We start from the raw sequence: 19,115 nt of genomic DNA on the forward strand, positions 1-19,115 counted from the left end.
ATTCAGAACGGAGGGTGTGGATGGAACAGGACGCCTCGAAGGCAGTCCCGATCAGTGCCGGCGTGGTGTGCGCCCTGGTCGGCTTCACGTCGTCGTTCGCGGTGGTTCTCGCGGGGCTGCGGGCAGCGGGCGCAAATCCGCAACAGGCGGCCTCGGGTCTGGTGGCGGTGAGTTTGGCGATGGGCGCGTCATCGATGCTGCTGTCGTGGCGGTTCCGGATGCCGATCACGAGTGCGTGGTCGACGCCCGGCGCGGCGCTGCTGGTCACGACGGGTGCGGTGGCCGGCGGGTGGCCCGCGGCCGTCGGCGCGTTCGCGCTCACGGCGGTGCTGCTGCTGGCGACGGGCCTCTGGCCGGCGCTCGCGCGCCTGGTCACCCGCATCCCCAATCCCGTCGCTCAGGCAATGCTCGCGGGGGTCCTCCTGCCGCTCTGCGTTGCTCCGGTTACCGCCTTGGCCCACGATCCGGGTGCGATCGCACCGGTGCTGGTGGTGTGGCTGATCATGATCGCGCTCCGGCCCCGCTGGGCCGTACCGGCCGCGTTCGGCGCCGCCCTGGTGGTGATCGCGGTGACACTGGTCCGCAACCACGCCCTGCCCGCAGCCACTGCATGGATCCCCCACCTGCAGGTCACGGCTCCCACCTTCACCTTGCAAGCGCTCACCGGCATCGCTGTGCCGCTGTACATCGTGACCATGGCAGCGCAGAACATCCCCGGCGTCGCTGTCATGTCGGGTTTCGGTTACCGCGTTCCCTGGCGTCCGGTGCTGACGGTGACCGGGATCGGTTCCTTGCTGGCGACTCCGTTCGGCGGACACGCCGTCAACTTGGCCGCGATCAGCGCCGCGTTGGCGGCCGCACCGGACGCCGATCCGAACCCCCGGCGCCGCTGGATCGCCGGGTTCACGACGGGGGCGGTGTACTGCGGGCTCGGCCTGGTCTCCACCGGACTGACAGCGGCTGTTCTCGCGGCCCCGGCGGGTGTCGTGCAAGCCGTTGCCGGTGTGGCACTACTCAGTGCTTTTGCCGGCGCCTGCGCGGGAGCGATGGCCGACGAATCGGCGCGACTCCCCGCAGCGGTGACGCTGATCGTTGCCGCCTCGGGAACGACGGTGGCCGGCATCGGTGCGGCGTTCTGGGCGCTGGTGATCGGCGTGATCGCACACCGACTGCTCAGGCCTGCGGCCGCCGCCGCTCCAGAACTGTCGCGCCGAAGTGCGCCTGCTGCTACGACAACGCAGCCTCTCGGCTGAACGGCGGCGTCAGCACAGGCGCCATGGCAGGCTCCTCGCCCACCTGCGGACGGCGGTGACTCCACAGGACCGCGGCCGCGATGAGGGCCACCACTCCACCGGCCCCAACCGGCAGCGTCGTCGACTGCCGATCAGCCAGTATCGACTGGCACTGCTCGACATAGTTGCTCGGCGCGAACATGGGCCCGCGGTTGGTGTGCAGATCCAAATTGATCTGGTCTTGTACTCGGGCGACTTCGAAGTCCGGGTGAAAGCCGGTCCCGCAGGGAATCGGCGTTCCAAACCGGTCCACAGCTCCCAGCTGCACAGGGATTGCTGTCGATAGCAAGGCGCCGAGAACCGCAGCGGCACCGGCGAGGGCTAGTACACGGCTAAACATGTTGCTCCAGTTCCCCTTTCGAGATTGTGAACGACTGCGCTGGCGGCAACCGTCGACTTGGCGTTCATCTCGTGAGCGGTTGCGGCCAGCAACCGCGGTATATGGGTTAGTCGTGACCGGTGGCCCAAGCCGAACGTGCGAATTACGTGATCCCGAGCACATAGCGCCAGCGCTACTCAAGCCGGCTGTTGAAGGCCTCCGCCCCGGCGGCCCGGCCCGATGTCACGGCCGACGATGTCCGAGGGGACTGTGCGAAAGAACGGATCTTCAGGAGACGGTCACGTGGACGTGGTCGAAGTGGGCAGCCACCCGCCACATTGTGTAGGAGATACCGAAGCGTCCGGCCTGACTCTCGAGATCGGCCTTTATCTCGTCCCCGAGACCCATGTCCGAGCCGATCATGATGTCCACCGCATGCCCGCTCGGGTGGTCGGGAAGCCGATCTGCACGCACGCCACCGATCGACTTCACGCCGGGGTAGGTGGCCATGATGTAGTCCACGATCGCCCTCGCGTTGGGGACCAAACCGCTCATCCCGACCGTGGGGATCGGCGCGATCGGGCCCAACGCTGCCGTGACGGCTGCCGTCGGGAGGACCACTCCCGCCTGCTGGGCCGGGGGCAACGCGGCATAGCTCGCGCTGACAGCGGCCATCTGCTTGCGCAGCCGAGCCCGCATGTTCTGCAAGTCCGCTCGGACCGCAGCAGCCGCGTCGACGGCCGCCTTCGCGTCAGCCGCGGACTTTGCCGAGGCCTCCTCGCTGGCCTGCGCGTCCTGGTAGGCCTGACGGAAGCCCCGCATCTGCGCGGAGATCTCGGTAGCCACCACCCTCTGGACGGCCAGGGTGTCGATCAGGTTCGCGGGCGACGACGCGGTCAGAATGGCGCTGACGCCGTCGGTTCGCCCACCCATGTAGGCCGCAGCGGCATATTGGTCCACGTCCTGCTGGTAGGCGGTCAGTTGGGCTTTGGTCGCCTCGAGGCCGGCGAGATCGTCGGAGTGCTTCTTGTCCGCCTGTCTCAGCGACTGCAGCTTCGCGTCGAGATCCGGCTGCGCATTGCGGATGGTGTCGGACAGCTGTTCGACCTGGCGGGACAGCTCGTTGAGCTGTGCCAACCCATCCTGGGGCGGGTCGGCCTGCGCCACACCGGCCCACACCACGCTCAGTGCGACCAGTCCCGCGATGGCACCGACCACCGGCTTGCGGGCGGCGTCATTCGCCACAAGCGGTGAGTGAACCTTCAAGACTGCGCATCCTTCGACGCTGTCGGCGTCTGCTCCGTCGAGCCGACTGTCCGTGTGCCTTAGTTGTCCAGGAGGCTACAAAAGTGGCGCCTGCGCTGTCCAACCATGGCCGTCAACCACTCGCGTGGTCATCAGCTAGTGGAAGAGCCGCGCCTACGGGAGCCGTCGGGCGACGCTTGGGTCATGGGTTGATGGTGCTCGGCCCGTCTTGACGTCCCCAGATGTATTCGGACGCGAACGGCGAGCCCAAGCCGAAGTGGTTGTACGGCGCGATCGACGCGCCGGTGTCCATCACCATGTACGGCATCGGCCAGATGTCCTTGGTGACCGTCCAGCAACCCGGGCGACCCATCGGACCGCCGGAGGCGTTGATGCGAGGCAGGTTGTCTGGGTAGACATAGGCGTTGGCGGTGCCGACCAGTTCCATGTGCATGGCCAACGAGTAACCGTTACCGCCGAGGCCCTTGGCCGCGGCCGGCGCACCGGAGGCGAAGCCGCGGAACAGACAGTCCAACTCGGGGCTGTACTTGTCCAGCAACCGGGTGGTCGGCAGCAAGTCCTCGGCGCCCCGGGTCAGGTACGGACCACCTCGCTCCAAGGTGTCGCCACCGGTGTTGCCGAACCCGACCGCAGCGACCAACGTCTGGTCCAGATTGCCGCGCTGATCGTTGAAGGTGCGGGCCGTCGTGACCGCGTTCGCCAGGCCGTCCCACAGATCCGGGGATGCGTCGGCGTACACCTGCGATAGGTCGGCCAAGGCCTTGATGTCATGCCGCAATGCGGGCATCCGCGTGTTGATGTCACCCAAGATGTCGTTGCCGTTGACCAGCGACTGCCCGAACTTGTCCCCCAGCCCGTCGAGAGCCTGAGCCGCGGCGGTCAGAATTTGGTTGAGCTTGACCGGGTCCACCTGCCCGGAGATCGCGGTGATGGTCTCGAACAGCGTATTGAACTCCGTGGTGACGCCACTGGCGTTGATCACGTCACCACTTTTGAGGCGCTGTGGCGACGGGTTGGCCGGCGAGGTGAACGCGATGTACTTGTTGCCGAACGCGGTGGTGGCCAACAGCTTGACGTCCACGTTGCTTGGCAACAGGTCCAAGTACTGCGGATCGACGCTGAGAACAAGCTTGGCTTGAGCCCGGCCATCATTCCCAGACTGGGCCTCAGCGGCCTGCAACCGGCCGATCGGCACCCCGTTGAAGGTGACCTTGGAACCAGGATCCATCGACAACCCGGACCGGTTGTACACCACGAACAGCTGGGCCTTGGTGTCGAAATAGCCTCGGAACTGGGACCAAGTCAGCGCCAGCACCAGCACAAAGAACAGCACCAGCCCAACCGCTGCCGCCTGGTACGGCGGGCTACGGTCGGGGTTCAACGGGGCATGGACCTGCCCCTCGGCGATTGGCGGCGGCGGCAATCCATCGAGGTCGCTCCCCGAGTCTGGACCCGCCACTGCACCACCCCCCTTTGCCGGCCCGCTAGGCCAAACGCCCTGTCATTAAACGCGGTATCGACGGCTTGTCGAAACCTGTTGGCCTGCATGGTGTTCGGGCTCACATGGGCGATCCGACGTGTCCGCCGTCACGCAGACCAAGGCCAGCAGGAACCGCAAGAACTGCACGCCGCCGCCATGCTGAATCACTTTCCCGCACGCCTATTTCCGTATCGGGACTCGGTTCAATCTCCGTCGAGACTTCGCGGGCGGGTGCACGCCACCCATGGCAGTGGTCTGCCACGATTTGCCGAACGGTATCCGTGGGCGGTCTCCCCGAAATGACCAGTCGGGCAAGACCTTTCCCTCACCGAAATCACCGGCTACCGCCGGTGGGCGACCTGTTGGCTATCAATCCGCAACGGCCACCGCGCTTCCACCCCGAATTTGGGCGCGGTCAAGATTGCCTTGTCGAGAAGCGCTGAGGAAATGAGCCGACCTCGGCGATACCCCGCGAGGAAGCTGACGTTCCTCAACACTCCGGCGTTACTGGTGAGAACTGCCGAGAACTACCTCGCCATATTCGTGAATCGCGAGAAGTGAAGCTGGTGTGCCACAGTGATATTCGCGGTCGGGCCGTTACGGTGCTTGCCCAGGATGATGTCGGCTTCACCGCCGCGCGGGTCGTCGCGGTCGATGGAGTCCGGGCGGTGCAGCAGCATGACCATGTCGGCGTCCTGCTCCAGCGATCCCGACTCACGAAGGTCCGACACCTGCGGGCGCTTGTCGGTGCGCTGTTCGGGACCACGGTTCAGCTGGCTGATGGCGACCACGGGAACCTCGAGTTCCTTGGCCATCAGCTTCAGCGACCGCGAGAACTCCGAGACTTCCTGCTGCCGGGACTCGAACTTCTTACCCGAGGTCATCAGCTGCATGTAGTCCACGACGATGAGCCGCAGGTTGGCCTTCTGGTGCAGACGACGGGCCTTGGCCCGGATCTCCATCATGGTCAGGTTCGGCGAGTCGTCGATGTAGAGCGGCGCCTCGGAGATCTCGCTCATGCGGCGGGCCAGCTTGGTCCAGTCGTCGTCACTCATGCGACCCGAGCGCATGTCACCGAGCTTGATCTTGGCTTCGGCCGAGAGCAGCCGCATGACGATCTCGGTCTTGCTCATTTCCAGCGAGAAGATGACGCTGGCCTGCTGGTGCTTGATCGAGCAGGACCGCATGAAGTCCAGCCCGATCGTCGAATTGTGCGTCGGCACCATCGAACGCCCGGCCAGGTACAGGTGGGCCGGGTTGTCGACCTCGACACAGCGCACCGGCACCGATTCCACCCGGCGCACATCGGTGATCGTCACGGGCCGCGTGAGCACCGCCAGCCCGCCGGCGGTCAGTGCCGGCTCGAGGCGGTCAGCGCCGGGCCGCAGGGTCGCGGTGGTGACGATGCCGCGGCCGGTCGGCCACTGATGCGAGGCGTCGGCCACGATGGTGGTGCCGTCGGACAGGTCGATCTCGTAGCACGGACGCTCCTCCATGACGGGAGTCGCCGCGACCACGCGGGTGGGTTGACCGTTGGCGTCGATCAGCTCGTCGCCCACCGAGACATCACCCATGGTGGTCCAGCCGCCGGGCGTGGGCAGCGGGGTGTCGAGCGCCAGCGCCTTACCGACACCGGGGCGCGCGGCCACGATGATCATCTGGCCCGGGTGGAGACCGTTGGTGATCTCGTCGAGCTCGGTGAAACCGGTCGGGATACCGCGCGAGATACCGCCCTGGGACGCGATGGCGTCGATCTCGTCCATGGTGGGCTGCAGCAGCTCCTCCAGGACGGTGAAGTCCTCACTGCTGCGGGTCTGGGTGACGTCGTAGATCTCGGCCTGCGCGCGGTCCACGAGGTCGGCCACATCGGCACCCTCGGTGCCCGCGTAGCCGTACTGCACGACGCGCGTGCCGGCCTCGACGAGGCGGCGCAGCGTGGCCTTCTCTGCCACGATGCCGGCGTAGAAGCCGGCGTTGGCCGCGGTGGGCACCGTGGAGATCAGGGTGTGCAGATACGGCGCGCCGCCGATGCGCTTGAGCAGTCCGCGACGGTCGAGTTCGGCGGCGACCGTGACGGCGTCAGCGGGCTCACCCCGGCCGTACAGGTCGAGGATGGCGTCGTAGATGTTCTGGTGCGCGGGGCGGTAGAAGTCGCCGGGACGCAGGCGCTCGAGGACGTCGGCGACCGCGTCCTTGGACAGCAACATGCCACCGAGGACCGACTGCTCGGCAGCCATGTCCTGCGGCGGTTGACGGCCGAAATCCTCGCTGGGCGGCTCCTCCATGTCGGAACGACCCAGGTCGTCAGCGACAGCCACGAAGCGCTCCTCCTCCCGAAAATCGATATGAAACGTATGTTCGAACGAGCTACTTGTGACCGTACTTCACCCCGCCGACAGATCGGGCTCGCAAGCCCGCGCACCTGTCGCGCGACGCATCACGTTAGGCGTTGCTGGAGCCTCCCGAAACCACCCCTGTTGATAACCCTGGGGATGAAATGTGGAAAGACGTGGACAACGATGTTGACGGGTTGGGGAGAACTTGTGGAATACCAGCGGGTAAATTCCCAACCTTGCAGGTCAAGGGCCTATATATCGCCTGTGAGCCTGTGTATGAGAATTGGTGCGGCGTGTCGTGCCGGGTAGCCATCTCGGGCGTGTTGTGTTGCGTACGCGTGGCAGAAAAGGGCCGCGTAGGTTAACAGCCGGCGTAGATCACTGTTTGCAGATTGGCGTAAAAAATTCGCCCACTGTCAACAGAAAACGCCCGGGCGAAGTCAAAGATTGACTCCACCCGGGCGTTCTGCTGTTTGAGCTACCGCGTGCCTATCCGGCGACGACAGCCAGCGACACCGGCACGTTGACCGACGGGTGCAGACGCACCGCGATCTTGTGGGTGCCGACCGACTTGATGTGCGCCTTGGGCAGCTCGACGGTGCGCTTGTCGAGGTTCGGGCCACCGGCCTTCTTGATCGCGGCGACGACGTCGCCCGCGGTCACCGAACCGAACAGCTTGCCGCTGTCGGCACCGGCCTTGACGGCCAGCGACACGGGGCCGAGGGCCTCGATCGCCTGCTTCAGCTCGTTGGCGTGGTCCAGGTCGCGAACCGTCTTGGCGTCACGCGCGCGACGGATCTCGTTGGCCTGACGCTCGGCACCGCGGGTGGCCACGATGGCCAGGCCGCGGGGCAGCAGGTAGTTACGGCCGTAGCCGTCGCGAACCTCAACGGTGTCGCCGGCCGAACCCAGGTGGTCGACCTCAGTGGTCAGAATGAGCTTCATTTTTCTCAGTCCTCCCTATCGAGTCGACGAGCTGAACGGGAGCAACGCAACCTCGCGGGCGTTCTTCACGGCGATGGCGATGTCGCGCTGGTGCTGCACGCAGTTACCGGTGACGCGACGCGCACGGATCTTGCCGCGCTCGCTGATGTAGGTCCGGAGCAGTCCGGTGTCCTTGTAATCGATGGTCTGCGCCTTCTTGGAGCAGAACACGCACTTGCGGGTCTTGACCGGCTTTTCCGGCGCCGGACGCCGCTTGGTGGCCTTGGCCATGTCTTTCTCTTTCTGGGTCTAGCTGGTTGCCCAGCCAATTACGTGGATCAGAAGGGCGGCTCGTCGTCGGCGCCGCCGAACGAACCCGAAGCCGGGGCGCTGCCCCACGGGTCGTCGGCCGGAGCGCCGCCACCAGCGGACTGACGGGAACCCCCGCCGCCGCCGAAGCCGCCACCGCCGCCGCCACTGCGGTTGGCCTTGTTCACCTTCGCCGTCGCGTACCGCAGGGACGGGCCGATCTCGTCGACCTCGACCTCCATCACGGTGCGCTTCTCACCCTCGCGGGTCTCGAACGAGCGCTGCTTCAGCCGGCCGGTCACGATGACACGCGACCCCCGGGTCAGGCTCTCGGCGACGTTCTCGGCCGCCTCGCGCCAGATGTTGCAGCGGAGGAACAGCGCCTCCCCGTCCTTCCACTCGTTGCTCTGCCGGTCGAACATCCGCGGCGTCGAGGCCACGGTGAAGTTCGCAACAGCAGCACCGGACGGCGTGAAACGCAGCTCCGGGTCAGCGGTCAGGTTTCCGATAACGGTGATGGTGGTGTCACCAGCCACGAGATCCTCCTGGGACGGATTGGGTGAATTAGGCGCGAGCCTACGCAAGGCCCGCGACAAATCCGCAGAGCTTCGGTGCTTCTAGTGCTTGTCGGTCCGCAGGACCTTGGTACGCAACACCGACTCGTTCAGGTTCAGCTGACGGTCGAGCTCGTTGACCGTGGCCGGTTCGGCCTTCAGGTCGACAACCGCGTAGATGCCTTCACCGTGCTTGGCGATCTCGTAAGCCAGCCGGCGACGGCCCCAGATGTCCACCTTTTCGACGCTGCCGCCGTCTTTGCGGACGACGTTCAGGAACGTCTCCAGCGACGGAGCTACGGTGCGCTCGTCAAGTGTGGGGTCGAGAATGACCATGATTTCGTATGGACGCATGTGGAACCCATCACCTCCTATGGTCGTATCGGCCACGGCGTGTTCCGTGGCAGGAGGGTCGCCTGCGTCGGCAACCGGGTTAGGTTACCCGAAGAGCCCCTGAGCTGCGAAATCGGCGCTCAGAAGAGCCGTCCTGACGGAGGCGTCAAGCTCGCTAGGCTGGGTGGACGATCATTGTCGGCGAGGGGGACGCATGACGTATCCGCAGGGGCCGTATGGCCAGGGGTATCCGGGGCAACCCGGCTACCCGCAGCAGCCGGGTTATCCGCAGGGTTATCCGGCCCAGCCCGTCTACCAGCAGGGATACCCGCAGGCGGGCGGGTATCCGGGGGCGTATCCGGGCGGTTTTCCGCCCGCTCCCGTGCCGCCCGCGTCGACTGGCGGGATCGGTGGAGTCATCGCGGGCGTGCTGGCGATCATGGGCGGACTGCTGCATGGGGGCCTCGGTGCCATGGCTTTGGTGGAGTCCCTCACGAAGGAACCGGGCCCGTTCGCCACGCGATCTCCGGCACACGTCGGCCACCTGTTCCTTGGGATCTCGGTCGTCGGCGGTCTGCTCGTCCTGGCTGGGGGCTTCATGCTGCTGTCGCGCAAGCCGGCCGGTCGCTGGCTCATCGGCGTCGGATGCGTGCCGATCTTCGCGTTCGGACTGGGAGCCTTCCTGGGCGCAAATGCGGACGGGGATAGCACCGTCGGGGCGGTGATCACCCTCCCGATCATGATCTTCTCAGTGGCGACCGTCGTATTCACTTTCCTGCCCTCGACCGGCCGATGGATACGGGCCAAGCGGAATCCCATTGCGCCGCAGCCATATCCGTACTATCCGCCGCCTCAGGGCTGAGCGAGGGGGACGCATGACGTATCCGCAGGGGCCGTACGGCCAGGGATTTCCGGGGCAACCCGGCCACCCGCCGCAGCCGGGATATCCACAGGGTTATCCACCCCAGCCCGTCTACCAGCAGGGATACCCGCAGCCAGTTGGTTATCCGGGCGGGTACCCGCCCATGCCGCCGGCTCCGCCAAGTGGCGGCACAGCGATCGGTGCGGCAGTCCTGTCGATCCTGGGTGCGCTGGCGAATGGCGGCATGGCTCTGGCCGGTTTCTCCTCGATCGCCCGGATCAGAAGTGAGTCCGCCGCTTCCTTCCCTGGCGGAACCTACGCACTCGCAATCGTCTTCGTCGCGTCGGGCTTGGTCGCCGCCTTGTTGCTCATCGTGGGCGCGACGATGTTGTTCATGCGGAAGATGCCCAGCCGCTGGCTCATCACCGCCGGATGCGCACTGGTCATCGGCGGGACAGTGATCAGCTACGGGTTGCACAACGCCATCTCGGAATACGAAGGCGGTCCCCGACTTGGCTTCCTAGGCCTGCTCTTCCCGATCCTGACGATGGTGTTGGCGCTGCGACCCTCGACGGTGGCCTGGATTCAGGCCAAGCACACTCCCGTTGCGCCGCAATACTTTCCGCAGTACCCGCCGTACCAGGGCTGAGTGGACCAACCCGGCGCCAGAGGGAAAACATGACGTACCCGCAGTACCCGCAGCCGGACGCCTACCCCGCCCTGCCGGCGGTGCCAGCCCAACCGAGCGGTGGCACCGCGATCACCGCCGGCGTGCTGGCGGCACTGGGCGGATTGCTCAGCCTCGGCATCACCGCCGTCTCGCTGTTCTTCCTGATCGTCATCGCGTCGATCGGCAGTAATTTCGACCGCTCTGATCTCGAGTTCCTCGACAGCATCTTCGGCATCCTCGCCATCGGAATGGTCGCCATGGTGATCATCGGGCTCGTACTCGGCACGGTGCTGAGCGTGTTGCTCATCGCCGGCGCAGTGCTGCTCTTTCGCCGCAAGATGCTCGGTCGCTGGCTCGTGGTGAGTGGATGTGCGGTGGCAATCGTGAGCAACCTGATGACCGCCGTGTTCACTACCGCGGTGACAGCGGATGACTGGTACTCGCCCGAAGGTGTCGTCAGCGTCGTTGTCGGCCTGGCATTTCCGATCACCACGATGGTCCTGGCGTTGCTGCCGTCAACCACCGCGTGGATACGGGCGGAGCGCAATCCGGTTGCACCGCAGTACTTTCCGCAGTATCTACCGCCATATCAGGGCTGAGTCCGAGGGAGAGCGCGCGGACGCCGCGAGCGTGCAGCCAGCGCGCCGCGCCGGCGACTTGCGTGGTCTGTGTGCACGCTCGCGGCAACGGCAAGCCCCGGCGGCCGCGAAACCTAGGCCTCGGCCGTCTTCTTGATCGCCGCCAGCGTCAGCGGAATGCCTTCCTTCGCGTACTTCGAGCGGAGTGCGATCTGCGCCTCGGCATCGTCGCCCCAGCGCCCATGGAAGCCCTCGATCCCCGCGGGCAGGAACTCCCACGACTGCGTCAGTCGGGTGCCACCGTCGACGGGATCGAGGTTGAAGCCCCAGCGCACCCAGCCGCCGTTGACCTCCCAGAAGAACTCGCGGCCGGGCTCGGCGACGACCACCTGGCTACGGGTCTCCCAGGTCCGATCGGCGGTTTCGTTGCGGCCCTTGAACCAGGCGCCGGCCACCGGGCCGCCGTCTTCGTCCTCCCACCAGCACTCTTTGCACTGCGGGCTCCACTTACCCATGTTGGTCACATCGGAGACCAGGGCGTAGAGCGTCTCGGGATCAGTGTCGACGACGACGGAGTCAGAAAAGGTCAGATCGGTCACGTCTCGACCCTGCCACCGCGCGCGACGGAACGCAGCCCATTTATGCCGTCGGCGCCAGCTCCGGTTCGGGATCCGGATCGGGCTCGTCGACGGCGATCGGGCGGGGCCGCAACCGGGCGGGCAACCAGCGCGGCGGATTGTCGCCGGCCTCGTCGAACACGCCGCCCGACGGATCGTCCACGCGTCCGCCCCAACGGACCAGATCCATCTCGGGTCGGTAGATGGCGCGAACAACCAATGCGCACAGGCCGATCACCGCGATGTCGCGCAGCAACACCGTCGTGGTGAAGAACTGTTCGGGCAGTCCGAGTTTGGGGTCGCCATAGAGGTACAGCATCCGCGGAATCCAGATCAGCGCGTCGATGGTCATCCACGCCAACAGGATTCGACGATGCGGCAGCGCCAGCGCGGCCAACGGCACCAGCCACAGCGAGTACTGCGGGCTCCACACCTTGTTGGTCAGCAGGAACGCCGCGACGACGAGGAACGCCAGCTGCGCCAGTCGCGGCCGCTGCGGCGCCGTCCATGCGACGTAAGCGATTGCCGCACAACACAAGACGAACAGCACCGCCGTGACGGTGTTGAGTACCGTCGGCGGTTCCCAGAATCCGAGGTTGGTGTCGAAACCGCTCCAACCGGTGAAGGACTTCACGACGTTGTAGAGCGAATCCATGTCGTCACCGCGGCGGGTGTTGAGCCGGAAGAACTCCGACCAGCCGCGCGGGAACATCACCATGATCGGCAGGTTCACCGCGATCCACGTGACCAACGCGGTGATCGCGGTCTTGGCCACCGGCCGCCACTTGCCGGTCCGCACCGCCAGCATCGCCAGCGGGATCAGCAGCAGCAACGGATACAGCTTCAGGGCCACCCCGACCCCGATGAGCAGGCCGGCCACCACCGGTTTTCGGCGGGACCAGGCCAGCATGGCGCCGGCCGCGCATGCGGTCGCGAGGGCGTCGAAGTTGGTGAACGCCTGGAAGATCAGGATCGGCGACCCGGCGACCACCGCGGCGTCCCACGGCCGCCGGCCGGACATGAGCATGGTCGCCCAGACGGTGGCCATCCAGGCCAGGGCCAGCCCGAACGCCGAGATGTTGAAGAACATGATCACCTCGGCGACCACCGGAATCCGGACCAGCTTGGACACAGCCGTGTAGGTCTTGGCCACCGACATCGACGCGTACTGGTACATGCCGGTGAGCACCGGATATTCCATGTACCGGACGGCGCGGGTGCCGTCGTACTGGACGCGCGGCTTGTGGGCGCTGTCGGTCTCTATCCAGCTGGACTTGTACGGGAACTTGCCCAGGTTCAGCAGCTCCGCGGTGTACAGCGGCACGGTGTCCGAGTAGCAGAACTCGTAGTAGGCCCGCTGGTTCTGCCAATTGGCCACGCGCTGATCGGCGGTACCGGAGCCCGTCGTCACCAGGCACGGCGCCTTGGTGGTGTAACCCAGCCCCAGGAAGACCAGCGCGATCAGCAGCATCACCCGGAACGGCGTGAGGAACGGCGCCCGGCCGATCATCGCGTGCCGACCAACCGGACCGCCCACGACGCCCGACAGTGCCGCACCCATCACGTCGGTGCGGCTGGGCAGGTCGCGGTCGTCGGCGCTGCGCAGGTCCCGGGCCAGCCGGGCAGGCGAGACCGTCGGAACGTCGGACTCGTCTGGTTCGTCGGCCGTCACGGCGGCGGCGGGGGGCCAGGCTGGTTCGGGTCGCCACCACCGGGCGGCGGCGGCGCATCCTGGTGCGGGGCCACCTGCATGGTGGTCGGCGGGCCGAACGGGATCGTGATGCCCGGAGCGACGACGAGCGTCGGCTGGACCACCGTCTCGGTCGGTGCGCCCGGCGGCGGGCCCTGCTGATCATCCGGCGTCGGCGGCTTGACCACCGGCGGCGCCTGCGGGACGCCCGCGTACCCGCCGATGGCGGTGGGCTTGGGGAACGACTCGTTGTCGGTGCCCTTCAGCGCACCGTCCATCGTCGACTTCCAGATGTCCGACGGCAGACCCGAGCCGTACACCGGCCCGCCGCCCTTGTTCACCAGCGGCTGCGTCCCGGCCGTCGTACCCACCCACACCGCGGTGGACAGCGACGGCGTGTAGCCGACCATCCACGCGTCGCGGTTGGCGCCGGTGTCACCGAGCTGCACGGTGCCGGTCTTGGCTGCGGACGGCCGGCCACCGGCGAGGTTGTGGCCGCGTGAGTAACCGGCGATGGGCTGCATCGCCGAGGTCACGTTGTCGGCGACGGCCTTCGGAATCCGCTGCTCGCCCGAGTTGTCCTGGGACGCCGCATCGAACAGCACCTGTCCGTCGCCGTTGACGACCTTCTGCACGAAGTGCGGCTTGTGGTACTCGCCGGACGCCGCCAGCGTCGCGTACGCGGACGCCATGTCGAGCGCGCGGCTCTGGTACTGCCCGAGCACGACGCCGTTGTTCGGCGGTCCGCCCTTGCCGTCCTCGGACAGGGTGTGCTCGACGCCGGGGAAGCTGTCGGCGACGCCGGCCTTGTGTGCGGCGTCGGCGACGTCCTGCGCGCCGTGCTTGAGCTTGAGCATCAGCCGGTAATAGCTGGTGTTCAGCGACCGCTTGAGCGCCTCGGCGATGCTGCAGGTGCCACAGCCCTCGCCCTCGACGTTGGTGATGTTGATGCCGTTGACGGTCACCGGCGAGCTGTCCACCTGATACCCCAGGCCGATGCCCTGCTCGAGGGCCGCGACCAGCGCGAAGACCTTGAACGACGAACCCGTCGGCAGACCGGCCTGCGCGAAGTCGAAGCCGTTGGCGTCGGAGCCGCCGTAATACGCCTTGATGCCGCCGGTATGCGGATCGACCGACACCACCGCCGCTCGCATGTCGTCGGCCTGGCCGTCCAGATACTTCGACACCGCGTCCTCGGCCGCCGCCTGTGCCTTCGGGTCGATGGTCGTTGTGACCTGCAGCCCCTCGGTGTTCAGCGCCTGCTCGTTGATGTTGAAGATGCTCTGCAGCTCCTTCATCACCTGCCGCTGGATCAATCCGTTGGGGCCCTCGGTCTGGTTCTGCTGCCGGGCCTGCTCGGGCGGCACCGTGGCCGGGAACTTCTGCTGTGCGCGGTCCTCCTTGGACAGCGCGCCCATCGTCACCATGCCGTCGAGCACCCAGTTCCAGCGCTCGGCGGCGCCCTCCGGGTCGACGGCCGGGTCCAGCGTCGACGGCCGCTGGATGAGTGCCGCGAGCAACGCCCCCTCGGCCACGTCGAGCTGCTCGACAGGTTTGCCGAAGTAGGCCTTCGACGCCGCGGCGATGCCGTAGGTGCCGCGGCCGAAATAGATGATGTTCAGATACGACTGCAGCACTTCGTCTTTCGACCACTGCCGCGACATCTTGGTGGCGATCACCAATTCCTTGGCCTTGCGGACCAGGCCGCCCACGCCGGACCGGGCGTCACCCACCAACGCGTTCTTCACGTACTGCTGCGTGATGGTCGAGCCGCCCTGCAGGTCGCCGCCGAAGATGTTGTTCTTGAACGCGCGCGCGAAACCGGAGAACGAGAAGCCGGGGTTGGTGTAGAAGTCGCGGTCCTCGGCGGCCATCACCGCGTTGCGGACGTGCACCGGGATCTGGTCGATGTTGACGTCGACGCGGTTGCCTTCCGGCGGGACGAACTTGGCCAGCTCGGAACCGTCGCTGGCCAGGATGGTCGACACCTGGTTGGTGCGGATGTCGCCCGGCTTGGGGATGTCGACGATGAGGTACGCCATGGCGAAGGTGACGATCGGCAGCACCAGCAGCATGACGGCGCCGGCATAACAGAGCCGGCGGAACAGCTTCCAGTTCCAGTTGATGTGCGGCAGCTGCGGCCCGCCGGACTTTCCGCCGCCGGTTCGCGGGGGCGGTGGCGGCGGCGTCTTCGGCGGCGGGTTCATGCCCGCACCCGTGCTCGGGCTCAGCGGGGGCTGGCTCGGGCGCTTGGTGCCGTCCAGCGCTGCCTTGACGGCGTCGATCGGGTCCCGCAGCCGTGGGTCGTCGGGCTTCGCGACCGGCGGCAGGATCATGGTGCGCCGGTCATCCGGCGGCACCGGGCCGGGGCGACCTTGCGGTGCGCCGGCTGCCGGTCCTCTGGTCGCGCTGTTATCCGACCGGCTGTGGCGCCCGGGCCCGCTCATTCCGTCACTCACTGGCGGTGCGCGCTTTCGAGCGCGCGGCGCGGGTGCCACGTGGCTTCGCTGCCTTCGGGGGACTCGGCGTCCCTAATACATATGACTTGACCAAATGATTCCAACTGCAAGTGCGGCATACCTCCACCACGTGAACCGCGAATTCGTCGAACTTGGCGGCCAGCAGGACGAGCTCCTCGGTGCTGCGGGCCGAACCCGACACCGCCCCGAGGTGATCGCCGAACACCCACGACACCAATGTCAGTGGTTCTTTTCGGCAGATGGGGCACATCACCGAACTGGACCGGCCATGAAATTTTGCGGCGCGCAGCAGGTAGGGGTTGGCATCACACACCTCGGTGACGCCGGTGCGGCCCGAATAGACCTCGGCCAGCAGCGACCTGCGCCGGAGCGCATAGTCGACCACCTGCCGCTGCAATCGCACGTTGACCAGAGTACGTCGGGCGCCTGAGCCCCGACGCGTGATGGCGCGCATGTAGCCGGGTTGTAGCCACACTGGTGACCGCCTTGTGGCCACGGTCACCGCGGCATGCCTCTGACCTTTACTCTTTCCCCGTGGCCACCGCAGCAACCCGCGCGAAAGACAGCGACCGCAACGACACCTGCCAGATCCTGGACAGCGCACTGGCCGAGGGACAGCTCTCCGCCGAAGAGCACCGGCAGCGGGTCTCGGCGGCCACCCATGCCGTCACCCTCGGGGACCTGCGGGCCCTGGTGACCGATCTGCAGACTTCGAACTCGTCGGTGAAACTGCCCAACTTGAAGACGGGTGCGGGCCGCCCGGTGCGCACCACCGGCTGGGGCGTCCTGGCCGCGGGCGCCGCGGTGCTACTGGTGGTCGGCATCGCGATCGGCTGGGGTGTCTACGCCGCGCCCGGCCAGTCCCCGCTGACCGCCGCCCAGGACCCCGGCGCCAAGCCCGACGGCATCACCCCGATCGTGCTGACGCCGCCGCGCCAACTGCATTCGCTCGGTGGCCTGACCGGCTTGTTCACTCAAATGAAGCAGAAGTTCGGCGACACCACCGGCTACGAGCTGACCATCTACCCGGACTACGCGATCCTCGAGCGGGCCGATCCGGCCGAACCGCGCCGGGTGCTGCGCTACGACTACCGCGGGGGCTGGGACGACCCCGACACCACCTCGGTCAGCAGCGACGAGCGCGTCGTCGACCTGGGCAAATTCGACGTCCCGAAGATTGCCGGCATTCTGCACGGCGCACCCGAGACCCTGGGCATCAAGCGCAACGAGATCAACACCGTCTACATCTCCATCAAGGGCAGCAAGGACATCACCGCGCCGCAGGACACCGTCACCATCTCGATCTACGTGTCCGGCAAGTTCAACAACAGCGGCTACATCGAGCTCGACCCCGAGGGCAACCAGAAACAGATCAACTACCCCGGCTGATTCGCCGTTCGTTCGGGCCGTGTTGACGGCCGCATCGAGTGCTGTTCATCTCCATGTGCGCAGTCGATTGGCCCCGTATATATCGGCGCGATACTATGGCGCGAGGTGTTGAAGCGTCCTAGCGCTCAATATGCGTTGCCGTCAATTCATGTCGGGAGGTGACACTGTGCTGGAGCTGGCCATCCTGGGGCTTCTGCTGGAGTCCCCCATGCACGGCTATGAGCTGCGCAAACGGCTGACCGGACTGCTGGGTGCGTTCCGTGCGTTCTCGTACGGCTCGCTCTACCCGGCGCTGCGCCGCATGCAGGCCGACGGCCTGATCGTCGAAGATGCGGCGCCGCTCGGTTCGACCAAGGTGCGCCGCGCCCGCCGCGTCTACCAACTGACCGATGCCGGCAAGCAACGGTTCACCGAGCTCGTCGCCGACACCGGCCCCCAGAACTACACCGATGACGGATTCGGTGTGCACTTGGCGTTCTTCAACCGGACGCCCGCCGAGGCCAGGATGCGAATCCTGGAAGGGCGGCGCCGTCAGGTCGAGGAGCGTCGCGAAGGTCTGCGCGAGGCGATCGCACGGGCCAGCAGTTCACTCGACCGCTACACCCGCCAGCTGCATCAGCTCGGGCTCGAGTCCAGTGAGCGCGAAGTGAAATGGCTCAACGAGCTGATAGCTGCCGAGCGCGTGGCAACCGCCGGACCGACGGCACCGCCGTCACAAGGCCACGCCGACCAAACCTGAGCGCACGCGCCCCCGGCGAATGCACTGAAAGAGTAGGAAAAGGAGACCGTCACATGTCTGAGTCGAACGAGGTACGCGTCGCAATCGTCGGCGTGGGCAACTGCGCGGCATCGCTCGTGCAGGGCGTGCAGTACTACCAGGACGCCGACGAAAACTCGACCGTCCCGGGTCTGATGCACGTCAAGTTCGGCCAGTACCACGTGCGCGATGTGAAGTTCGTCGCCGCGTTCGACGTGGACGCCAAGAAGGTCGGCTTCGACCTCTCCGAGGCCATCGGTGCTTCCGAGAACAACACCATCAAGATCGCCGACGTGCCGCCGACCGACGTCATCGTCCAGCGCGGCCCGACCCTCGACGGCATCGGCAAGTACTACGCCGACACCATCGAGGTCTCCGACGCCGAGCCCGTCGACGTCGTGAAGGTCCTCAAGGACGCCAACGTGGACGTCCTGGTCTCCTACCTGCCCGTCGGCTCCGAAGAGGCCGACAAGTTCTACGCGCAGTGCGCCATCGACGCCAAGGTCGCGTTCGTCAACGCCCTGCCCGTGTTCATCGCCTCCGACCCGGAGTGGGCCAAGAAGTTCGAGGACGCCGGCGTGCCGATCGTCGGTGACGACATCAAGAGCCAGGTCGGCGCGACCATCACCCACCGCGTCATGGCCAAGCTGTTCGAGGATCGCGGCGTCACGCTGGACCGCACCTACCAGCTGAACGTCGGCGGCAACATGGACTTCAAGAACATGCTCGAGCGCGAGCGCCTGGAGTCGAAGAAGGTCTCCAAGACCCAGGCCGTCACCTCGAACCTGACCGGCTCGCTGGCCGACAAGGTCTACGACAAGAACGTGCACATCGGCCCGTCGGACTACGTCGCGTGGCTCGACGACCGCAAGTGGGCGTACGTCCGCCTCGAGGGTCGTGCCTTCGGTGACGTGCCGCTGAACCTGGAGTACAAGCTCGAGGTCTGGGACTCCCCCAACTCGGCCGGCATCATCATCGACGCCGTGCGCGCCGCCAAGATCGCCAAGGACCGCGGCCTCGGTGGCCCGATCCTGCCGGCCTCGGCCTACCTGATGAAGAGCCCGCCGGAGCAGGTCGCCGACGACCTCGCGCGCGCTCAGCTGGAAGCCTTCATCGAGGGGTAGTTTTTCGACGTCAGAGTGGGCGGCCAGGTGAAACCTGGCCCCCCACTTGGCGTTTGGGGCGTCGGGACCGTCAGGCCGGCGGTTGTGAGACTGGCCACAACAGCCCTCTTTAAACTGGAATTAGTCCAGAAAATG

Annotated in this window: 19 protein-coding genes; 7 read left to right on the forward strand and 12 right to left on the reverse strand. The window is 66.4% G+C overall.

Features of this window, described 5'->3' with window-relative positions:
- The first annotated feature begins 20 nt into the window (after nt 1-20).
- Nucleotides 21-1,253 carry a benzoate/H(+) symporter BenE family transporter gene (locus tag ACJH6J_RS02060; RefSeq protein ID WP_406783969.1) on the forward strand — a complete coding sequence of 411 codons (1,233 nt, stop codon included), beginning with the start codon at nt 21-23 and terminating at the stop codon, nt 1,251-1,253.
- Here ACJH6J_RS02060 and ACJH6J_RS02065 read toward each other — a convergent pair.
- From ACJH6J_RS02065 to rpsF, 8 genes are all read right to left on the reverse strand, one after another.
- Entirely contained in the window at nt 1,228-1,545 is a 318-nt protein-coding gene (locus ACJH6J_RS02065; RefSeq protein WP_406803443.1) for a hypothetical protein, read from the reverse strand. The two genes, ACJH6J_RS02060 and ACJH6J_RS02065, sit on opposite strands and share 26 nt — an antisense overlap.
- A 354-nt stretch (nt 1,546-1,899) precedes the next feature.
- Nucleotides 1,900-2,877, reverse strand: coding sequence for a glycoside hydrolase (locus tag ACJH6J_RS02070; protein ID WP_406783967.1), 978 nt, complete (start codon nt 2,875-2,877; stop codon nt 1,900-1,902).
- A 181-nt stretch (nt 2,878-3,058) separates the two neighbouring features.
- The gene (locus ACJH6J_RS02075) at nt 3,059-4,300 is read right to left on the reverse strand and encodes an MCE family protein (protein ID WP_406783990.1); all 1,242 of its coding nucleotides are present in this window, start codon (nt 4,298-4,300) and stop codon (nt 3,059-3,061) included.
- 584 nt (nt 4,301-4,884) lie between these two features.
- Nucleotides 4,885-6,675 (reverse strand): replicative DNA helicase, encoded by a 1,791-nt coding sequence (dnaB, locus tag ACJH6J_RS02080; RefSeq protein WP_029120101.1) that lies wholly within the window; start codon nt 6,673-6,675, stop codon nt 4,885-4,887.
- Nucleotides 6,676-7,182: 507 nt separating this feature from the next.
- Nucleotides 7,183-7,638: a 50S ribosomal protein L9 gene (gene rplI, locus ACJH6J_RS02085; protein WP_212807767.1), complete on the reverse strand. Its 456-nt coding sequence runs from the start codon at nt 7,636-7,638 to the stop codon at nt 7,183-7,185.
- 15 nt (nt 7,639-7,653) lie between these two features.
- Nucleotides 7,654-7,908 carry a 30S ribosomal protein S18 gene (gene rpsR, locus ACJH6J_RS02090; protein WP_020099841.1) on the reverse strand — a complete coding sequence of 85 codons (255 nt, stop codon included), beginning with the start codon at nt 7,906-7,908 and terminating at the stop codon, nt 7,654-7,656.
- 47 nt (nt 7,909-7,955) lie between these two features.
- Nucleotides 7,956-8,462, reverse strand: a complete 507-nt coding sequence (locus tag ACJH6J_RS02095) for a single-stranded DNA-binding protein (RefSeq protein ID WP_020099842.1) — start codon at nt 8,460-8,462, stop codon at nt 7,956-7,958.
- A gap of 81 nt (nt 8,463-8,543) precedes the next feature.
- A complete protein-coding gene (gene rpsF, locus ACJH6J_RS02100) occupies nt 8,544-8,834 on the reverse strand; it encodes a 30S ribosomal protein S6 (protein WP_020099843.1) in 291 nt (96 codons plus the stop codon).
- A 193-nt stretch (nt 8,835-9,027) separates the two neighbouring features.
- Here rpsF and ACJH6J_RS02105 point away from each other — a divergent pair, with 193 nt between their 5' ends.
- Genes ACJH6J_RS02105 through ACJH6J_RS02115 form a run of 3 tightly spaced genes read left to right on the forward strand, consistent with a single transcriptional unit; the run spans nt 9,028 to nt 10,944 of the window.
- Nucleotides 9,028-9,675: a hypothetical protein gene (locus ACJH6J_RS02105; RefSeq protein WP_406803444.1), complete on the forward strand. Its 648-nt coding sequence runs from the start codon at nt 9,028-9,030 to the stop codon at nt 9,673-9,675.
- Between the two features lie 13 nt (nt 9,676-9,688).
- Nucleotides 9,689-10,324, forward strand: coding sequence for a hypothetical protein (locus ACJH6J_RS02110; RefSeq protein ID WP_212807769.1), 636 nt, complete (start codon nt 9,689-9,691; stop codon nt 10,322-10,324).
- Between the two features lie 29 nt (nt 10,325-10,353).
- Nucleotides 10,354-10,944, forward strand: a complete 591-nt coding sequence (locus tag ACJH6J_RS02115) for a hypothetical protein (protein WP_212807770.1) — start codon at nt 10,354-10,356, stop codon at nt 10,942-10,944.
- Between the two features lie 113 nt (nt 10,945-11,057).
- Here the strand turns inward: ACJH6J_RS02115 and ACJH6J_RS02120 are convergent, their stop codons facing one another.
- The 4 genes from ACJH6J_RS02120 to ACJH6J_RS02135 are packed head-to-tail and all read right to left on the reverse strand — an operon-like array spanning nt 11,058 to nt 16,113.
- Nucleotides 11,058-11,522, reverse strand: a complete 465-nt coding sequence (locus ACJH6J_RS02120) for an SRPBCC family protein (RefSeq protein ID WP_406803445.1) — start codon at nt 11,520-11,522, stop codon at nt 11,058-11,060.
- A gap of 40 nt (nt 11,523-11,562) precedes the next feature.
- Entirely contained in the window at nt 11,563-13,212 is a 1,650-nt protein-coding gene (locus tag ACJH6J_RS02125; RefSeq protein ID WP_406803446.1) for a glycosyltransferase family 87 protein, read from the reverse strand.
- Entirely contained in the window at nt 13,209-15,677 is a 2,469-nt protein-coding gene (locus ACJH6J_RS02130; RefSeq protein ID WP_406803447.1) for a transglycosylase domain-containing protein, read from the reverse strand. The genes ACJH6J_RS02125 and ACJH6J_RS02130 overlap by 4 nt, the downstream gene beginning before the upstream one ends.
- Nucleotides 15,678-15,681: 4 nt before the next feature.
- Nucleotides 15,682-16,113, reverse strand: a complete 432-nt coding sequence (locus ACJH6J_RS02135; protein WP_073695038.1) for a DUF5318 domain-containing protein — start codon at nt 16,111-16,113, stop codon at nt 15,682-15,684.
- Between the two features lie 131 nt (nt 16,114-16,244).
- Here ACJH6J_RS02135 and ACJH6J_RS02140 point away from each other — a divergent pair, with 131 nt between their 5' ends.
- The 3 genes from ACJH6J_RS02140 (at nt 16,245) to ACJH6J_RS02150 (ending at nt 18,980) form a co-directional block, all read left to right on the forward strand.
- Complete coding sequence (locus ACJH6J_RS02140; protein ID WP_073695037.1) at nt 16,245-17,099, forward strand: DUF1707 domain-containing protein; 855 nt, start codon at nt 16,245-16,247, stop codon at nt 17,097-17,099.
- 166 nt (nt 17,100-17,265) lie between these two features.
- The gene (locus tag ACJH6J_RS02145) at nt 17,266-17,838 is read left to right on the forward strand and encodes a PadR family transcriptional regulator (RefSeq protein ID WP_020099852.1); all 573 of its coding nucleotides are present in this window, start codon (nt 17,266-17,268) and stop codon (nt 17,836-17,838) included.
- Nucleotides 17,839-17,891: 53 nt separating this feature from the next.
- Nucleotides 17,892-18,980: an inositol-3-phosphate synthase gene (locus ACJH6J_RS02150; protein WP_406803448.1), complete on the forward strand. Its 1,089-nt coding sequence runs from the start codon at nt 17,892-17,894 to the stop codon at nt 18,978-18,980.
- The last annotated feature ends 135 nt before the right edge of the window (nt 18,981-19,115 follow it).

The organism is Mycobacterium sp. SMC-18, assembly GCF_045310895.1.
In the GTDB taxonomy this organism is placed as follows: Bacteria; Actinomycetota; Actinomycetes; order Mycobacteriales; family Mycobacteriaceae; genus Mycobacterium.